Source organism: Lacunisphaera limnophila (assembly GCF_001746835.1).
Taxonomy (GTDB): Bacteria; Verrucomicrobiota; Verrucomicrobiia; order Opitutales; family Opitutaceae; genus Lacunisphaera; species Lacunisphaera limnophila.
The window spans coordinates 1,322,607-1,339,308 of the sequence record NZ_CP016094.1; the positions used below are offsets into that span (position 1 = coordinate 1,322,607).

General features: G+C 62.8%; 17 protein-coding genes. 10 read left to right on the forward strand and 7 right to left on the reverse strand.

Annotated elements, in window-relative coordinates:
* Positions 1-17 precede the first annotated feature (17 nt).
* The 4 genes from Verru16B_RS05520 to Verru16B_RS05540 form a co-directional block, all read right to left on the reverse strand.
* Positions 18-2,273: a hypothetical protein gene (locus Verru16B_RS05520; protein WP_069961349.1), complete on the reverse strand. Its 2,256-nt coding sequence runs from the start codon at positions 2,271-2,273 to the stop codon at positions 18-20.
* Between the two features lie 2 nt (positions 2,274-2,275).
* Positions 2,276-3,100 (reverse strand): TnsA endonuclease N-terminal domain-containing protein, encoded by an 825-nt coding sequence (locus Verru16B_RS05525; protein WP_069961350.1) that lies wholly within the window; start codon positions 3,098-3,100, stop codon positions 2,276-2,278.
* Positions 3,101-3,433: 333 nt separating this feature from the next.
* Positions 3,434-3,931 carry a hypothetical protein gene (locus Verru16B_RS18275; protein ID WP_157772247.1) on the reverse strand — a complete coding sequence of 166 codons (498 nt, stop codon included), beginning with the start codon at positions 3,929-3,931 and terminating at the stop codon, positions 3,434-3,436.
* Between the two features lie 173 nt (positions 3,932-4,104).
* Positions 4,105-4,341, reverse strand: coding sequence for a helix-turn-helix transcriptional regulator (locus Verru16B_RS05540; RefSeq protein ID WP_069961353.1), 237 nt, complete (start codon positions 4,339-4,341; stop codon positions 4,105-4,107).
* Between the two features lie 73 nt (positions 4,342-4,414).
* Here Verru16B_RS05540 and Verru16B_RS05545 point away from each other — a divergent pair, with 73 nt between their 5' ends.
* The 3 genes from Verru16B_RS05545 (at position 4,415) to Verru16B_RS17760 (ending at position 6,757) form a co-directional block, all read left to right on the forward strand.
* A complete protein-coding gene (locus tag Verru16B_RS05545; RefSeq protein ID WP_157772249.1) occupies positions 4,415-4,780 on the forward strand; it encodes a hypothetical protein in 366 nt (121 codons plus the stop codon).
* 469 nt (positions 4,781-5,249) lie between these two features.
* Positions 5,250-5,675, forward strand: a complete 426-nt coding sequence (locus tag Verru16B_RS05550) for a hypothetical protein (protein WP_069961355.1) — start codon at positions 5,250-5,252, stop codon at positions 5,673-5,675.
* A gap of 434 nt (positions 5,676-6,109) precedes the next feature.
* Complete coding sequence (locus Verru16B_RS17760) at positions 6,110-6,757, forward strand: metallophosphatase domain-containing protein (protein WP_083270126.1); 648 nt, start codon at positions 6,110-6,112, stop codon at positions 6,755-6,757.
* A 383-nt stretch (positions 6,758-7,140) separates the two neighbouring features.
* Here the strand turns inward: Verru16B_RS17760 and Verru16B_RS05565 are convergent, their stop codons facing one another.
* From Verru16B_RS05565 to Verru16B_RS05575, 3 genes are read right to left on the reverse strand one after another with little or no spacing between them, the layout of a single operon-like run.
* Positions 7,141-7,722 (reverse strand): RNA polymerase sigma factor, encoded by a 582-nt coding sequence (locus Verru16B_RS05565; protein ID WP_069961358.1) that lies wholly within the window; start codon positions 7,720-7,722, stop codon positions 7,141-7,143.
* A gap of 3 nt (positions 7,723-7,725) precedes the next feature.
* The gene (locus Verru16B_RS05570; RefSeq protein ID WP_069961359.1) at positions 7,726-8,211 is read right to left on the reverse strand and encodes a hypothetical protein; all 486 of its coding nucleotides are present in this window, start codon (positions 8,209-8,211) and stop codon (positions 7,726-7,728) included.
* Positions 8,208-8,510: a hypothetical protein gene (locus Verru16B_RS05575; protein WP_069961360.1), complete on the reverse strand. Its 303-nt coding sequence runs from the start codon at positions 8,508-8,510 to the stop codon at positions 8,208-8,210. The genes Verru16B_RS05570 and Verru16B_RS05575 overlap by 4 nt, the downstream gene beginning before the upstream one ends.
* 151 nt (positions 8,511-8,661) lie before the next feature.
* Between Verru16B_RS05575 and Verru16B_RS05580 the strand changes: the two genes are divergently transcribed.
* From Verru16B_RS05580 to Verru16B_RS05610, 7 genes are all read left to right on the forward strand, one after another.
* Positions 8,662-8,907 (forward strand): hypothetical protein, encoded by a 246-nt coding sequence (locus Verru16B_RS05580; RefSeq protein ID WP_069961361.1) that lies wholly within the window; start codon positions 8,662-8,664, stop codon positions 8,905-8,907.
* A 103-nt stretch (positions 8,908-9,010) separates the two neighbouring features.
* The gene (locus Verru16B_RS05585) at positions 9,011-9,436 is read left to right on the forward strand and encodes a hypothetical protein (protein WP_069961362.1); all 426 of its coding nucleotides are present in this window, start codon (positions 9,011-9,013) and stop codon (positions 9,434-9,436) included.
* Between the two features lie 43 nt (positions 9,437-9,479).
* On the forward strand, positions 9,480-10,739 hold the full coding sequence (locus tag Verru16B_RS05590; RefSeq protein WP_157772251.1) for a TolC family protein: 1,260 nt from the start codon (positions 9,480-9,482) through the stop codon (positions 10,737-10,739).
* Entirely contained in the window at positions 10,736-11,149 is a 414-nt protein-coding gene (locus Verru16B_RS05595) for a YHS domain-containing protein (RefSeq protein ID WP_069961364.1), read from the forward strand. The genes Verru16B_RS05590 and Verru16B_RS05595 overlap by 4 nt, the downstream gene beginning before the upstream one ends.
* Before the next feature lie 5 nt (positions 11,150-11,154).
* On the forward strand, positions 11,155-12,468 hold the full coding sequence (locus tag Verru16B_RS05600; protein WP_083270128.1) for a heavy metal-binding domain-containing protein: 1,314 nt from the start codon (positions 11,155-11,157) through the stop codon (positions 12,466-12,468).
* Between the two features lie 44 nt (positions 12,469-12,512).
* Positions 12,513-16,247, forward strand: coding sequence for an efflux RND transporter permease subunit (locus tag Verru16B_RS05605; RefSeq protein ID WP_069961366.1), 3,735 nt, complete (start codon positions 12,513-12,515; stop codon positions 16,245-16,247).
* The gene (locus tag Verru16B_RS05610) at positions 16,244-16,471 is read left to right on the forward strand and encodes a hypothetical protein (protein WP_069961367.1); all 228 of its coding nucleotides are present in this window, start codon (positions 16,244-16,246) and stop codon (positions 16,469-16,471) included. The genes Verru16B_RS05605 and Verru16B_RS05610 overlap by 4 nt, the downstream gene beginning before the upstream one ends.
* Positions 16,472-16,702 lie beyond the last annotated feature (231 nt).

The following is a 16,702-nucleotide window of genomic DNA, read 5'->3' on the forward strand; positions in this document are numbered from 1 at the left end:
TTTACCCCGGTTAGCGCTCAAGAGGCGTCCTCCATCATCTCGGCGATTTCGGACTCATCCTCGGCCTGAAGTTCGGCGAGGGAGGCCGGAGGCTGTCCGGCGCCCGACGGCGGCGGCGTCACACCCTGCGCTGCGATCTGGTGCTTCTGGTCGGCCAGGTTCTCCGCGCGATCAGATTTATCGCGGCGACGTTCTGCCACGGAGCCGCGCACAGCCTTGGTTTTCGCCATGGCGCCCTCGATGATTTGTTGCTGCTCGCACTCGTGGGCAATGTCGCGCACCTCGTTTTCGCCCTCATATAGTGCCTTTGCCACCGCGCTCGTCGCCTTCTCCCCTTCGTAGTCCGCAACACTCCACGAGGCAAATCGCTGGGAACGCGGCGCCAGTTGCATCTTCACCAAATCCTCCCCGTCGTGGAGGTAGAACCACGAGTAGCTCGCCGGGTGATAGGTCACATCGACACGCCAGCTGCCATTCTCTGCCGCATTCGCGCACCAGTCATTGAATTTCGGCAGCGTCCCGGGGACGGGCTCATAGAACATTTCCCCGTATTTCACTCCGTCGCGTGTTAGATCCGCCTTCGCGGTCGGCAGGCACCACCGCATGAGCGATTCCATGGGCCAGGTCTTGCGACGCCCGGCGCGGTCCGTGAGCCCAAAGTCCCACAAATTGCGGGCCGAGGGGACCAGACCCGCCGCGATCATCTCCGGGGTGCGCGGGTAGTCCTTAATGACGTGGTAGTGCGTCTGCAGAATCCACGAGATAATGAGCCGATTGCTCTCGAAGTAGTCCATACACGCGAGTGCCACCGGGCTCTCGTCGCCGCGTTCTTTGGGCCCGTTGGTGTGGCCGGGAACGCTCTCGGCCTTTTTGGCGAGCGCAGAGTTATAGGCCTCGACGAGGCCTTTCAGGTCGGGCCGGAAGGCTGGCACGATCGTGAGGCCGCGAATTACCCGCTTCTTAACCAGCATACCGTTCTTGTAGTTCGCGCCCGCACCGTCTTCGGCCAACCGGGTGGGCAAGCACGCCGATACCCACTCATTGGGGCCGATCTTCCGGCCGTAGCGGGCACACAACTGGACCTTGTCCTCAGCTGCGGATAGCAAGGCCAAGCTCACGGCATCATAGCTCTCGTTGCCGAGATGGAGGTAGAATCCTACTATCATGTGGCTGAACGCATCCGTCACCAGATAGAGGACCGCCTTCTTCTCCAAGGGTAGCCGTGTGTCCTGGTGGACCAGATGCCAGTCCAACGGGGTGGCATCGACGAAGAAGACCGCACCCGGTCCCCCTACCTTCGACGCGGTCTTTTGCCGCCGGCGGCGCAACCAAAGCTCGAACCTCCGTTCGCCATAGAGCTTCCGCAGGAGCATCTCAAAATCATCGTCGAGTTCCGACCAATAGCAGAATTGCTTGTAGGATGGGTAGCTGCCCGTAGGGAACCTGGCTAATTCCCCGTCTGAGGGCACACCATCACTGCAATCGAGGTCGAGGAACAGATTGCCCACAGTGAGCTTCCACGCCCGCCGCCGCTTCCCCGCCGTTGAACCTGCGAAGAAATACTTCCGAGACCCGGCGATGATCTTCTTCACGTCCATGTCCAGCACGACGTAGGCCTTCCTCCCGTCCAGCCTCGGCCGCCCCGCGGGGTTCCTCAGCACACCGGCTTCGGTCGCCATGTTCACCCGGGCCCCCAGGCCAATACCCTTGAGGCGACGAAACCACCGACCGGCCAGCGCCTGGGGCGACATACCGCCCTGCAGATACCGGATGAAAATCCGGAATAGGTGTGCAGGTTCCACATCCCGCTCTTGCGAGATACGGCGGATGACAGGCCAGCGCGTTTTGGCGAGCAGGGCCTCGGTGTCCATGTCGATCAACGGCTGGATTAGCTGCGTGTTCTTATCCATCCGGGCGAGCTGTGCCGGCGACAGCTTGCCGTCGGGGACGCGCATAACTGCGAGCGGCTCCACGTCAGTGGGCAACCACTCGCCCGTTTCCACGAAATGCGCTGCCTGCTCCACCGGATAGAAGCACTCGCGTGCGCGCGGGTCCTCGGTCGAAATCACGACCACATGTTCCTTCATCACAGCGAGGACGCGCATGTAGAATCGCTTGGGCATCCTGACTCGCTGCTTATTCGCCCCGCGATAGGCCTGCCGGATTCTGTTCTCGAGCATCAGGACGGTCTCAGTCCGTCTCTCTCGATAGACCTGTCCTTCAATAAAGGGGTGGGTGATACCGGCGGGGATGGCGGGAAGGGTGTCAGTCATGGTCAAGCGACCGCACGAAGCGGCTCTATGGTTGCATCGGGAAGGTAGGCCCCACGGAGATCCAGTGGGAGGGTTCCTTTGAGAGTCAGGTGGTAAGCGACAGAGAGGGCGGTGCCCCGGGGCAGGCCCAGGGCGGCATCACATCGCGAGCATACCGTGCGCAGGGGGGCGCCGGTGCGTAGGTGAGGGACGATCCAAGCCGTGGCGTCACGGACAACGATGGCATCGCAGGGCAGGCGACCCACCTCCGCGAATTCCATGACCAGCTCCATGTTCGCGATGAGCTGTCGTGGCAGGCGGGTATCGAGGATCAGCGACCATGGGATGCGTCGCTTCGTCCAATACGCCTGCTCGATGGCGAGTTTCTCGATCACCCGCTCCGTGAGGTCCTTGGCCTGTTTCACGGCATAAGCATGTCGCTGGAGCATGCCACCGGGTCGCTCGAAGGTGACGACCAAGTCGGTGGACATGATGATGTCCTGCTTCTTGCCGCCATGTGCGACGGCCGGGTGATCCACCTGCAGCTCGAACGCGATTTCGCGCGTCAAGGCCGGTTCCAGGGCAAACTGCTCCGCGAGGTTCACTACCCCCATTCCCGGGGCGTGAAACATCAGGTTCGTGTCGAATTCCGGGGTGGATACCGGGTGCATAACCCGGTTCACGATCCACGACCCAAACATCGTCCGGAAGCCGAACGACGGGAAGTCCACGACAGTAAACAGCGGCTTGTATTGCTCAGGCGGGGCCTCAAGGAGGCACTTGCCCCTGGCGATGACGCACTTCGTGTAGTCGCGCGCCAGAAAGTAGGGATGGAAACGCCCGCTCATGATGACGGGCGGAGCAAAACGGCAATGCCGTCGCACCGATATTGGTTTTTCATTGGCCTATAGCCACTTATCGTGGCTGGACAGGGTTCTGTTCAAGATGCGCGCTCACCCGGCACGACATCTCTGCCGGCCGTAAGCACGCCCGTCCGCGCAGTTTTCTTGACTGCGCAATAGTGCCGGGCCAACTTCCACCCGTCGAAGCTCGTAACTCCGACAGATAGGTTTCAGCCCGTCACGCCGCCACGTCGCAAGACGTGATGGTAATCAGGTTGAACAGGCCGACGGATCGCTCTTCTCGATTGAGCCGTCGGCCTGTTGCTTTTGTGAGGTCGGTTAGGCTGCCTTCAGCTTATAGACGTGGGCGCCTCCCTTCTCGCCCTTAGAGGAAATCTCGAACAGCCGTTCGGTTACTCTGAGATGGTAAAGCTCCTTGCTGTAGCGGCCACTGACAATCTTGCCTGCCGCCGCGGGATAACGTTCTTTGATGTAGTCCCTGACGTTCTGAAGCGTGAACGGCTGCGTCTGCGAGCGAACGGCCTCCCGGATGATGTCCTTTACCGACTTCGCGGCTCCAAGCCCCACGGATCCGTTTGCCACCTTTGGTTTCCCCCGACTCACACCTTTTGTAGAACGTGAGCGAGCGCCCCCGCCAACTTGAGCCGCTCTGCGCGCCGGCCGGGGAGTCACCGTCGCCTCGAACCGATGCTTCCCGGGGCCTGCCGTGGCCTCCCCGCCACCTCGGAGCACCTCGATCGCGGCATTGCAGCGACGGACAAAGCTGTCTCGTTTCGCTTCAATATCCCGGATGATAGCCTCCATTTGATCGGACATGGACGCAAGCCTATGCCCCTCCCAAGGAGGGCTGACAAGCACGAAACGGATACCCCTCCCAAGGAGACCCATCAGCAGCTGAATGGGTCTCACGACCAGACCACTCCCAACGAGGTTTCCCCTAGAGGGGAAACCGAGGCCATTGAATTCTCCAAAACCCAGACTGGCGGGGCCTAGCGCCGGAAGAGTCGCTCGATCGGCACGCGGAGGGCCGCCGCCAAGGCAATGATCTCCACGTCCCGCACCAGCCGCTCCCGGTTCTCGATCCTCGCCAGGGCCGAGCGGTCCAGCGAAACGCCGCGAATCTGTAGCTTCGCCGCCAAGGCCTCCTGACTTAGCGGCACACGCGCCGCGGCACGGAGCTTCCGGATCGTCGGACCGATGACGTTCTTGGCGGTGCGCTTAGGCACGGGGGGTGTTTGTGAATTTCACACATTGACATTAGCAGACCTCGCGGTAACAAGTGTGTGAGATTCACACGAAATGAATCCCGATAACAGTGCTCGCCCGGGGCAAAAGTTGCCCGGCGCCCTCCCGCCGGCGGCGGAACGGCTCGAGGCCTACATCGCCGCAGGGCAGGTAATTGAGTTCGAGCGGGGTTTCCCGGACAAGGAGTTCCCTTACGTCATTTGCTCCATGTGGGGCGCGGTTCCCACGAACGAGCTCTTCGTTCGCCTCACCAATGGCGACGTGTCGTTCATCGACTGTGTTCGCTCACCGCTTGAGGTGCCCGCGATGGGCGATCGCGTGTTCGGTATGGATGTGGAAGACGCAAACGCGGCCGGCGCTCTCGCTGATCGGATTTGGGAACGCCACAAGCATCAACTCATCCGCAAAGAGGGGCCATGAGCACAATGCTCCAGCGCCGCTCCACACCAAGCGGAAATCAAACCCCATTCTCGTGATGTGCGCGAAAGGCTTGAAGCGGGTGAGAAACAAGAGGCGTGCAGCCAGGCCGAGGAACGGCACCTCGCAAGTGTTCTTCCGCGACTTTGCCCCCCTGGAGGCATCGCTGGGCCGTGGCGCCAAGGCCGGGAGCACGGTGATGACACCGGAACAGATGATCGTGGAGTTACACCTGACTCCACGTCTGGTGCGCCGGCTCGAACGACGGTATCGGATATTGTTTCCCTGGTTCGCACCCACATACACCATCCTGGTGCGGCACGGTCTGTTGCCATCAGCAAGAACCGACTGGGAAGGGTGGCTGAAGAGCTATCGCAAGCGACGGACCGAGGCCAGCCAAAGCCAACAGCGTTCTGCTAAGAGACACTCTCCTAGAGTATAGCCGAGCACGGACACCTTTCCTCAATCGTGCATGAACGCACCCCCGTCGCCCAACACCCTTCCCGGTTACCACCGCACCGTCTTTCTGGAGTGCGGTTTGCCCTACGGACGCTGCTTTGGGAGCAAGAGCGAGTATGCGCGCAATCACCCGGTTCGGTTTTTCGTGGCCAATGCGTGCGTGTTCACCCGCACCAGAGAGTGCGTGTGGCGGGGGGACCTCGACCTCGCGATGAGGGCTGATCGTCGCGACCTTGTCGTCGCCTCCCGTCGGCTGAATCGGCAACTATTCGTCCTGCGAGAACAGGTCCGGGACGACCTCGGGGCGCTACCGCGCGGCTGGCTGAAAGAAAACGCCTTGGTCGTCGTGTGGCGAGGGCAGGTCACCACGGTCGGCCACACCCGCCGCCTCCATGGCACCCTCAGACAGATCATTGCGCGATCAACCGGGTTACGTTGACGCACACACCGACTCCATGGCCTCTCGTGTTCTCTTGCGGGATTTTTACGGCGCACTGGACCATGCTTCCAGAAACAGGGTCGCGCCGCTGAGGGAATACCTCCAGCGCCTTGGGTCCAGCCTCCGCGTTGCGGCCCAGCGCGGCGAATGCGCGAGATACAGTCGGCACGTCGAGCTTCTGCTGATCGCGGCAACCCTTGTCTCAATCTGTGGCTGGATGCCCAGATACCGGAAGTGGAGCCGGCGTATCGAACAAATACTGGCGGGCCAAATGCCGTCCGACCTCCGGCGGGCGCTGCGCCGGATTGATCTCAAATGCCGCGACTGTCCACCAAAGCTGCCCATCCTCATCCGCGCACCCGCCCGCTGGCGGGCAGGATCGTGGATGCTGGAGCCGGTCTTGGAGGATCGGAAGAAGCGACGAGTCTGACCCGATGCGTATTGTCTGTCTCTCCGACACCCATAATCGGCACAGAGCTATCTCTGTGCCGGACGGCGACGTGCTCATTCACGCGGGTGATTTTACGAATACCGGCAGCGTCGAAGAAATCAGTGCAGCGATGAGCTGGATGGCTGAACTCCCTCATCGCCATCGAATCGTTATTGGGGGCAACCATGACTGGATTTTCGAGCGCGAGCCCGAGGTAGCGGCCAAGCTGATCCCACCGCATGTGCATTATCTCTGCGACAGCGGTTGCGTGGTTGAGGGGCTCAGAATCTGGGGCTCCCCGGTCCAACCGCGATTTCTCGACTGGGCCTTCAACAGGGATCGCGGAGCAGCGATCGAGCGACACTGGGCAATAATTCCTGAAAATACAGATGTGCTGATCACGCACGGCCCCCCGTATGGGCGTTTGGACCTCACTTGGTCTGGGCATTGCGGGTGTGAATCACTCTTGCGGCGGTTAACGGAAGTGCGTCCCAAACTGCACGTGTTTGGACACATTCACGGTGCTTACGGCGTCGATGTGCTCGGACCGACACTGCTGGTGAACGCAGCGACCTGCAATGAGGCTTATCGGCCAGTGCATCCTCCGATCGTGATAAACATGGAGGGAGGGTCATGCTCACAAGTGCGGTGACTATGTCGCCTGAGCTTGCATTCATCCGACTTACGAAGCTCCGCGATTTGCGCGAATCTTCAGGGGACGATCAAGGAGAAGCCTTCATCGGCCCTACGACTGAAGGCTCACCATATCATCTACTCAACGTGGGCTACGTCATCGACGGGTGGTTCCTAGAGGGGCCCCGTGTTGGCAGGCGCATGGTCGTGTTGAGATTCCGGCGAAACGAGGTCCATCGACTCGGCGTGTTTACCTCGTCAGCAGTGACCCGGATCAGGGAAGGCGAGATACAGACCGCGAACTCGATCTATCGGGTTGAGCAACGCTTTTTCGACCAGAGTCATCCACCCACAGATTGAGGCTATAGGGGATGCCCAGACGACCGTGTGGCCTGGCGGAGCTCAGGTCTGGACCGAGGAAAGCTGTTGCTGTAGCTTCTGCCTAGCCCGATACAGTCGATTCTCGACCGCCTTGGCCGTGCAGCCGAGGGCGGCGGCTATCTCACCCATTGACTGCTGCTCATACTCGAAGAGCACCAGCGCGGTGCGCAGATCGAGGGGGAGGGCGGCAACGGCGGCCTGCACCGTCGCGATTCGTTCGCGTTTCATGACCTTGTCCGATGCTTGTGCTCCCGTCGCCGATTGATCAGCGGCGTCGCCACCTGAGTCCATCCAGGCGTCGAGTGACAGCACCGGCCGTCGTTTCCACCAGCGCAGCCGGTTCTTCGCCAAATTGGCGGCGATGGAAAAGCACCAGGTCGAAAACTTCGCCCCCAAGCGGTAGCTGCTGCGCTTGGTGTAGATCCGGACAAAAACCTCCTGCGCCAGATCCTCCGCCTCCGCCGTGTTGCCGACCAGACGGAAGATGAAGCGCTTGAGTGGCACTTCCCAGCGCTGCATCAGTGGAGCGAGCGCGGCTTCGTTCCCCGCCTGCAGCTGGGCCATCAGTTCCTCGTCGCTGGGGACACCCGCTTCGGTTTCCATGTCCTAGTGTTGGTGCTGGTTCTCCAGCTTCAGATCCGGGGCCACCCGGTGATCGAAATCTGCTATTTTGGGCAGCACGAGCGCCAGGTAGCGCTTGCCGTCCGCAGGCGACATCACGGCTGCGACCTGCTGCACATGGACGGTGATCGCCGACTCGCAGGTGGCGCGTAGTTGCTGCACCGTGCGTTCCGCTTCCGCTGCGGCAGCAGGATCGACTTCCTGGGCCTTACGCACAACGTCGCGCGCCTTCACCGCTTCCTGAATCATCCGGCAATGCTCCTCACAGGACGGGGCATACGCTGCGTGCAACCGCTTGATCTCGGCAAATTGGCGCTCGTCGAGGTTGAAGTCCGTCCGGAGCCACGCCATGGCATCGCCCTTGCGGACGGCCGCGTGCAGCTCCGGAGCGCTGTTCAGGTGATAGCACATGAAGCCGATGGCCGCGGCGGCGGCTCCTAGTCCCAACAGGGTGCGCAGCAGGTGTTTCATTGCTTGAGGATGGCCTGCGCGCGCGGATCCAATTCCACCAGGTAGGAGACCACCATGGTTTCACGGTCGGCCTCTACGCGAGCCTGGGCAAGGGCGCGACCGGCCACACCGGCCACACTGAAGGTTAGGACCGCAGCCACCGCCCAAGCGGCGGTATGAGCACGCAGATAGGCGGGCCATGTGGCTTCGCCTTGCTGCCCGATGCGCCGCCAGACGGCAGCGCGGAACCCCGGGTCGGACGGCGGCTTAACCCGCCAGTCTTGCAGGGTCTCAGATAGCTTATCACGGGAAGTATTCATAGGGATTGCTAGGGGTAATACACCGCACCCTACCGAATCCCTCACGCTAATTTTTCTCGAATACCCTGAGTGATTCCTGGCCCGCCGGTGTATGACTGGAAGACAACCGGGCAACCCGCACGGTTTAGCGAAACCAAAACCCATCATCGCCATGAAAGCCACCAAACTTCTCGTCGCCGCCGCCGCCTTCGCCGGACTTGCCTCGCTCAGCTTTGCTGGGCCAGGACCCGAATACTGGGCCCGGATGAATGCCGCCAACAAGAACGCCTCCTATCCGAGCATTTGGCGGAATAAGACCCCGTCTGAAGCCACCGTTAAGGCCTCACCGACCCCCAAACCCGCCACCGAGGTCACCGCCACCTGCGCTTCTTGCGGCTGCTCCGCCAAGAAAGTCTGAACCACCACGCCCCGGATCATCCAATCCAGCCGCCGCCAGCACTGACGGGACTGGATTGTTCTGTTGGCCCCGCTCGACCCTCTGAATACCTTAATCCACCACCATGAAAAATCGCTCCCTCCTCTGCTCCCTCCTGTTTGTCGCCGGCACTTTGCTGGTAGTCCCCATGGGCCTCGCCGCCGATGGCCATAAGCCGGCCGATACGGCCAAAGTCACCCCCGCCGATAAACCCGGCAAATTGATACCCTTGTCCGAGAAGGACGCCGAGTGGGCCACCGCCGCCCGCAAGGCTTATCCGCTCAAGACCTGCCTCACCTCCGACGAGGCGCTCGGCAGCATGGGGGATTCCCCGGAATACATCTACCGCGTCGAAGGCAAACCTGACCAACTCGTCGTGTTCTGCTGCGACGGCTGCAACGAGGACTTTTTGAAGGACCCGGCCCCCTACCTGGCCAAGCTCGATGCCGCCAAAGATGCGAAAGCCAAGGCGGGCGCCAAGAAAGAGGACGCCCACAAGGGCCATCACTGAGGGCCGGCTGTCAGATCCTGCTCCCACCTCCGTCTTCCCCTCCATGCAACCCACTCGATCCATTATCTGTCTGGCCCTCCTCGCGGCCCTGCCCGCGGTGGGCTTGGCGCAGGTGGACATTCCGACCGGCAGCCAGGCCGACCTGCTGCGGGCTGTGACCGAAGCGCCAGCGCTCAATGCGGCCGCCCGACGGACGGCGGCGGCCCGTGAGCGCATCGACTCTTCCGGTCGACTGGCCGACCCCGAACTCGAAGGCATGGGGTCGCGCATGGTCGGCCCCATGAATGAGCGCGCGACGATGTGGGAAGTGAACGTCCGCCAACCGTTGCCCAAGCGGGGTGAGCGCGCGGCGGACCGCGACCGGGCACGTGCTGCCGTGTTGATGTCCGAAGCGGACTACGCGCTGATGGCCGGGGAGATGGCCGCAGATACCGCCATGGCCCTCGCCGAGGCCCAAGGCGCAGAGGCCCGGATACTTTTGCTCGAGGCCCAAATCGCCCGGCTCGACCCCGTCTTGCGCAGTATCGAGTCCCGGCTGGCAACCACCGGCGGCCGGATTGCAGATCGCCTCACCGTGCAATCACGCATCGCCGCCATGCAGCTGATGATCGAGGAAGAGCGGCGCATGGCCGCCGACGCCCTTGCGGAGGCGCGCGGCCGGCTTGGTCTGCGTCCCGACGCCCCGTTGCCGGCCTTTGCCGCACCCGATGTTTCTGAGATCAACCCGGACAATGCCGCGATCGTGCTGCTCGCCGCGGCCCGAACCACCGAAGCGAACGCCATGATCAAGATGGCGCATGCCTCGGCCAACCCGATGACCTCCGTGGGGGTCCGCTTCGAGCAGGAGCGCCGTGCCATGGGAAATGACAATACCGTCGGCATCGCCCTCATGACCGATCTCCCGTTTCGCAGTCGGCGCTATGCCCGGGCGGATGTCCGCGCCGCCGAGGCCGAAAGGTCTGCGGCTGAAACCGACGCCACCGCCGCGCGCTACCGTATTACTGCCGCCCTCACCCGCGTGGACCGAGCCGAACGCCTGGCCGCCACGGCCCGCCGATTGAGCAGTGAAACGCTCGCCCGCCTGAACGCCGAATTAGACACCATGTTGAGCTCCGCCAGTGTGGGCACCGCCGTCATGGGTGAATCGACCGTGCTGCAAACTGTCGAGCTCCTGGAGATGGCCACCGACACGGATTTGCAGGTCATCCGGTCCGATACCGCCGTGCGCACCGCCCGCGCCGAACTGTGGCGTTACCTGCCCACCAACCGTTTTCCCAATCCCAACCGCACCGAACTCCCATGATCCGCAACACCTTTGTTTTCCTGGCCGCCTTCGTGGCCAGCGCCCTGATCGCCCTCGTCGTCCGGGCTACCATGTTCCAACCGCACGCCGGCCACGAAGGTCATCCTGCTGCCGGCGGTGAATATACCCCGATGGTTTCAAATCCGCTTACACCCGCCTCGCCGCCTGCGGCGGCGGCGGCCGACCCACACGCCGGCCATGGCGCCGCGGCGGCCCCGACCGCTGAATCCGTCAAACCCGTGAACACGGTCTGCGCCATCTGCGGCATGGAAGTGGATCCCAAACTTCCAACCCTGCAGTATCAAGGGAAGACCATCGGTTTTGGCTGCAAGATGTGCCCCCCAAAGTTCAAGGCTGACCCGGACCGCTACGGACCGGCCTACCTGCGCAACGAAGTCATCAAGAAGTAACCCCCATGCGCTCTCACACACTGATCTTTGCGGCAGCCGGTTTGGTGCTCGGCGCGGGCCTCATCGCTCTGCTGCCCCAGGATACGCTCTTTACGGTTTCCACGGTGCATGACCACGCCGAGCCTGTGACCGGCGAACGCTGGGCCTGTCCGATGATGGACTTCATCGGCAACAAGCCGGGTGATTGTCCGGTTTGCGGCATGAAGATGACGAAGGTCACCGCCGGGGAATTGACCCGAGAGCAGCAGCGCCGGATGGGGGTGGAACTCACGACCGTTACCGAAGGTCCCGCGGAAATCGTCGTGCGCGGCTACGGCACGGCGGACTATGACAACCGATTCACCTCGGTTGTGATCGCGCGGGTCGCCGGGCGCATTGTGAAACGCTACATGGCCACCTGGGGTTGTTGCGAAACGGTCGGAAAGGGTGCGCCCATTATTGACCTCTACAGCCCCGAGGCTTTTGCCGCGCAGGGAGAATTGGCGGCCGCAATCAGGCTGGGCAACCAGGCGACCGTTCAGGCCATCAAGGACCGGTTCCAACGCTGGAACCTCGCCGAGGTTGCCGAGGCGGTGATCGCCGGCGAAGCGCCTCAAGACATCGTGACGATCCGCTCTCCCGTGGCCGGTCAGGTCGTGATGCGCGAATTCGAGAAGGTAAACGAGATGTTTGAACTCGGCAAAGAGATCATGGCCGACACCCCGCTGCTCAAGCTGGTCGATCCGGACAAGCTCACCGTGGTGATTCATGTGCCGGAACTCCGGGCGAACTTCCTCCGCGAAGGCCAGAAGGTGGAACTTGCGAGCGACGACCGTGGGCCACTGCCCCAAATCGAGGCGAAGATCGACCGGCTCGGACGCGAAATCGACCCCGAGATCCGTTCACGCGAGGTGCGTCTATACCTCACGGGCGCCAGCAAAGTGCTGCAACCAGGTTCGCTTGTCTCCGCCCGCATGAAGGGCGTGCTCGGGGCTGATCTGCATCCGGCCAATCCCGCAGCGCCTGATACATGGGGCCAGTTTCCTTTGATTCCAAAAACCGCCGTCATCTCGACCGGCGTGCGGCACGTCGCCTGGCGCGTCGCGGGGCGCACCCCGGACGGACGCATTCGTTTCGAGCTCGCGCCTCTCGCCCTGGGGCCGCGAATCGAGGATGAAGCCGGAAACGATGTGTATGTCATCCGGGCCGGCCTGAAGCCCGGCGACGAGGTGGCCACCCAAGGCGCCTTCCTCATCGACAGCCAGGCGCAGCTCGCGGGGACGCCTAGCTTGCTCTTTCCCCAAGGGGCCCTGGCCCCCGCGGCCGCCCATCAGCATTGATCTACCCCCATTTTTCCGCGCCGGCGCAACCCACACCCTGAGCAATGCTCTCCTTCGTCATCCGCAACACCTTCCTCACGCTTGCCGCCGCCGTCGCGCTGTCCGTCGCCGGTTTCTGGGCCTGGCGCCATGTGCCCGTCGATGCGATTCCCGACCTGAGCGACAACCAGGTTATCGTCTGGGCGGAATGGCCCGGGAAAAGCCCGCAAGACATGGACCAGCAGGTAACCTCGCGGCTCGCACGGGAACTGCAAGGACTGCCAGGCGTGCAGACGGTGCGGGGTATGTCGCTCTATGGCGCCAGCTACATCTACGTCATTTTCGAGGAACGCCGCGACCTCTACGAATGCCGCACGCGGGTGCTGGAGCGGCTCTCCCAGCTTCAGGGCATTCTTCCCACCGGCGTAACGCCCCGTCTCGGCCCCGACGCCACGGCGATGGGCCAGGTCTTTGCGTTCACCCTGCAGGGTCCCCGTGACATAGAGACGAAACGCTACATCCTCGATCAGATTGTTGTGCCCGCGTTGCGGGCCGTGCCCGGAGTCTCGGAGGTGGCCCCCGCCGGCGGAGTGGTGCGGGAATACCAGATCGACGTGGATCCCACGCGCATCGAGGAGCAGGGTGTGACCCTTGAAATGCTCATGATGGCCGTGCAACAGGCCGGCCGTGACGTGGGCGCGATGAGCGTCGAGCAGTCCGGCGTCGAGACGATGATTCGCGGCATCGGCTTCATCCGCTCGACCGAGGACGTGGAGAACATCATCATCCGCGGAGACCGCATGAGGGGCGCAGGGCTGCGCCTGGGCGACATCGCCGATGTGCGGCTCGGCGGCCAGTTTCGTCAGGGTTTGCTGGCCGACGGCTATCAGGAGCATGTCGGCGCCATCATCGGAATGCGCGTGCAGGAAGACCCGAAGACGGTGATCACCGCCGTCAAACAGCGGATTCTGGACCTCAAGCCCACGCTGGAGCGCGAGCAGCTCGATGTGGTGTCCTTTTATGACCGCTCGCAGCTCATCCGGGAAACCACGGCGACGGTGACCGCGACGCTGCAAGAGGCGGTCATCACCACGATCATCGTGGTCGTGGCTTTTCTCCTCCATGTGCGGGCGAGCCTGGCGGTGGCCGTGAGCCTGCCCCTGGGCATGCTCTTCACCTTTCTGGTCATGCACCTGTTCGGCGTCGGGGCCAACATCATGAGCCTCGCCGGCATCGCGATCGCGATCGGGGTGATGGTCGATTTCGGGATCATCATGACCGAAAACATCACCCAGCACCTGGTGGACCTTCAGGAGAAGTGCAAAAAGGAGGGACGACCCATGCCCACCTCGCCCTTCAATGAGGAGATCACGGACACCGTCGTGCGCGCCGCCCAGGAGGTGGCGCGGCCATTGCTCACATCGGCCGCGACTACCGTCATCGGATTCCTGCCCATCTTCGCCCTGACCGATCAGGCCGGGCGCCTGTTTGAGCCGCTCGCCTTGACCAAATCGCTGGCGATCAGCGGGGCCGTGCTGTTCGGCACTCTGCTTGTTCCGGTGCTGTGCCGGCTGCTGCTCCCGCCCTGGCACGTGCGCAAGCCCGTGCTCCTCGCCCTGGCCGGCGTGGGCGCAGGATTGGCTTTCGGCTGGTTCATTCGCGAGGGCTGGTCGATGCCGATGGAACACGGTCGCTGGACGCTATCGGTCCCCGGCTGGCTATTCGCCCCGCTCTTCGCCATCCTGGTCGCCTCCGCGATCTGGCGCATCGGACGTGAGAGCCTCGTAAACTACGAGGAGAACCCGATGAGCCGCGCGATCCACGTCGCCTACGAGTGGGCTTATGCCCGCATCCAGCGGCACAAGGTCGTTTTCACCGTCACCATCGCCTCGATGGCTTTCGGCGGCTACCTGCTCGGGGCCGGCTGGCAGACGTTGAGCTGGCCCTTGCGGAAGGTGTTCTCCGTCGCCGGCGCCGACCTCGCCCACACCAATCTGGATCACACGATGACCCGGCTCTTCCCGGGCGTGGGCTCGAGTTTTTTGCCCCCTCTCGACGAAGGCAGCCTGCTATTCATGCCGTCAATTCCCGCCACCGGCGGCCTTGGCGAGACGCAGCGCATCATGCTCGCGCAAAACCGCCTGATTGAATCCGTCCCCGAGGTCGCGAGCGTTATGGGCAAGATGGGACGCGCCGAGACCGCGCTGGACCCCGCACCCCTCGGCATGATCGAGACCGTCGTGCTGCTCAAACCTTACGCGGAATGGCCGACGCACGAGATCACTGCGCCCGACGGCACGGTGGAACACAGGCCGCGCACGCTGGCGGAAGTGCGGGCCACCCTCGCGGCCAGCACAGATATTCCGGGGGTCGCCCCCAGCTGGTTGCAGCCGATTGAAACGCGTGTCGTCATGCTCTCGACCGGCATCCGCAGCCTGATCGCGCTCCAGCTCCTGGGCGACGACACTGACGCCCTCGAACGCTTCGCCGAGGCCGCCGAGAAGGTGATTCAGCCCACGCCGGGTGCTATCGACGTGCAGATGCAACGCGAAGGCGGCAAACCCTACGCCGAGATCCGGCTCGATCCGGAGAAGCTCGCCCGCTTCGGCCTCAGCAACGAGCAGGTGATGCGCTCGGTGGAATCCGCGCTTGGCGGCATGGCGTTGACCTATTCGGTCGAGGGCGCCCTCCGCTACCCGGTTCGTATCCGCTACCTGCGGGAGCGCCGCGACGACCAGGACGAACTTGTCCAACTCCAGATCCCCGCCGCCGCAGATCACGGCGCGATTCCGCTCACCAACCTGCTCGCCATCCCGACCGTGTATGTCCTCGAACTGGCGGAGGACGGCCCCGATGCGCCCGCGCTCAGCGCGCAATTGCCGCTCTCCCATCAGCGCAATTTCACGATCCTCTCTCCCCGTCGCGCCGAGCTGACCATTCCAGCCGGTGACACGCTGCCCTCGCATATCGCCGGTGCCGTCACCGCGGAACAGCTGCGTATCGTCTCGACGCGCCCCAGCGAAGCCGGCCTCACCTACACGATCGGGCCGATGGCCATCCGCTCGGAAGGAGGCAAGCGCACACAATACGTGCTGCTGAATGCGCGCGGACGCGGCGAGGTGGAGGTCGTGAATGATGCTGACACCCGCCTCCGGGCCGCGCTGGCCGACGGACGGTTGCAGCTGCCCGCGGGCGCGACCTACCGCTGGGTTGGTCGCTATGAGCAGAAGATCAAGGCCGACCGCACCCTACGCGTGATCATCAGTGTCTCCATGGCCGTCATGGTGATGCTGATCTACCTCGGCACCCGCTCCTGGCTCATCACCAGCATCATCATCCTCGCCAACGCCTCCGTAACGACGGCGGGCGGATTCTTTTTCGTGTGGCTTTGGGGGGCGGAGATGACGACCGCCGTGGTCGTCGGCTTCCTCGTGCTCCTCGGCGTGATGTTCAACGACGGCATCCTGCTCGGCACCTACATCCAAGAGCAGTTCAAAACGCATCCGGGCACCGTGGCCGAGGTGCATCGTCGCGTCTTTATTGCCGGTCTGCGTCGCCGTCGCCCGGCCATCATGACCAACATGACAGCGCTGCTTTCGCTCATTCCAGTCCTGTGGTCAACCGGCCGCGGTTCCGAACTGATGGTGCCGATGGTGCTACCCGTGATCGGTGGCATGATCTTCGACATCGTGTCGCTGTTCTCCGTGCCGGTCTTCTTCACCTGGTATTGGGAAGGCAGACTCGCCCGCGAAGCCAAGTCCCCCGCGACCCTTCCGGCCGAATCCCTCTCCACGTTATGAACGCATCCGCTCCCTCCGAAGACACCTGCGCAATCTGCGGCAAGGACACCTCGGGGGGACGCGGCTTCATGACCCTCCACGTCGCAGGTCAGCCTGTCGTTCTTTGCTGCCCGATGTGCAAGAAGGTCTACGAGGAGAACCCGGAAAAGGTTCTCCGCCGATTGAAGACCGGCGAAGCTATTCGCGAGATCGAGCGCGGACTGAGCCTGCGCCCTCCGAAATAGCACGGAGCAAGGCACGGACTCTCGGGGTCTGTCCAAGTTGAGGGTGCAACACCCCATAGCCATCCTTCAGGCTGACATCTATAATCGCCTATCAGGCCCTAGCTACCTGCCACGCCCGCGCCAAATCCACCCGCCAATGAAGTCTATTACCCTCAGCCTTTTGCCTTTAGAAGACAGGATTGCGGGTCAGTAATTCCGTCAAATCACCCCCTGCTCCCTCACGCCCGATTT